We start from the raw sequence: 1282 nt of genomic DNA, 5'->3' as shown, positions 1-1282 counted from the left end.
CGGCGGATTCATACGGTCAGTGCAACGTTCGAGTGATCGGGGGTTGTGATGCCGTCTGGGTATCCCTGGCCGTTGTCCAAGCGGCGGGAAGTGCTGGATGCTGTGGCGTCGGGGATGCCGATGTTGCAGGCGTTCGTGATGTGCGGGGTGTCGTTCGCGACGGTCCGTGAGTGGTGGGTCCAGGCTGCCGGGATGGGACTGTTGAGGTCGGGCAGGGGTGGTAACAGTCTGCGTGTGGTGCCTGATCCGGACCGGCCCGGAGGTCCGGGGCGCCGGTTGAGTCTGGATGAACGGATCTCGATCCAGCACGGGCGGGATCTGGGCTGGTCCCTGGCCCGGATCGCGGTGAGTATCGGGCGGGACAAGTCGGTGGTCTCGCGTGAGCTGGGCCGGAACACAGGGTCGGACGGGGTCTATCACGCGTGGGTCGCGGATGTGAAGGCTGCTGCCAGGGCCAGGCGGCCCAAGGGTCACAAGCTCGACCAGGACCGGTTGTGCGAGAAGATCGCCGGGTGGATGGACCAGGGATGGTCACCGGGCCTGATCGCGAAGGTCCTGCGTGAGGATCATCCCGATGATCGGGGAGCCAGGGTGAGTCACGAGACGATCTACCGCAGTCTGTATGTCCAGTCCCGCGGGAGTCTGCGCGCTGACCTGCACAAACAGTTGTCCACCGGTCGGGCGTGGCGCAAGCCGCGTGAGCGGGCCGGAGCGGCCAGGGGAGGGCGGCCGTTCAAGGACGCGTTGAAGATCTCCCAGCGGCCGGCCGAGGTCGCCGACCGGGCCGTGCCCGGGCACTGGGAAGGCGACCTGATCCTGGGCACGGGCAACACCTCCGCGATCGGGACCCTGGTCGAGCGCACCACCCGGTACACGATCTTGCTGCACCTACCGACCGATCACACCGCCGAGACCGTCGCGACAGCGATGATCACCGCGATGAGTGACCTACCCGCGCATCTGCGCCGGTCGTTGACCTGGGACCGGGGCTCGGAGATGGCCGGCTACGTCGATATCCAGCTCGATCTGCAGATGCCGGTCTACTTCGCCGATCCGCACTCCCCGTGGCAGCGCGGCTCCAACGAGAACACCAACCGGCTCCTGCGGCACTGGTTCGAGAAAGGCACCGACCTGTCCGGCTGGGGCCCCGAAGACCTCAAGCGAGTCGCGACCATGCTCAACGCCAGGCCACGACCCACCCTCGACCTGAAGACCCCCGCCCAAGCACTCAAGAACCTCCTGGCCCAAGCCGCCTAAGTTGCACTAACCGATTGACAACGGG

At 66.5% G+C, this 1282-nt stretch carries 1 protein-coding gene; it reads left to right on the top strand.

What is annotated here, in order from left to right; all coding sequences use genetic code 11:
• The first annotated feature begins 48 nt into the window (after window positions 1-48).
• Complete coding sequence (locus ACFT2C_RS29100; protein WP_377210583.1) at window positions 49-1257, top strand: IS30 family transposase; 1209 nt, start codon at window positions 49-51, stop codon at window positions 1255-1257.
• Window positions 1258-1282: the final 25 nt, after the last annotated feature.

This window comes from Promicromonospora sp. NPDC057138, from assembly GCF_042670845.1.
Classification (GTDB): Bacteria; Actinomycetota; Actinomycetes; order Actinomycetales; family Cellulomonadaceae; genus Promicromonospora.
Note: the sequence above shows the minus strand (reverse complement) of the source record. Positions and strands in the feature narration are given on the sequence as shown.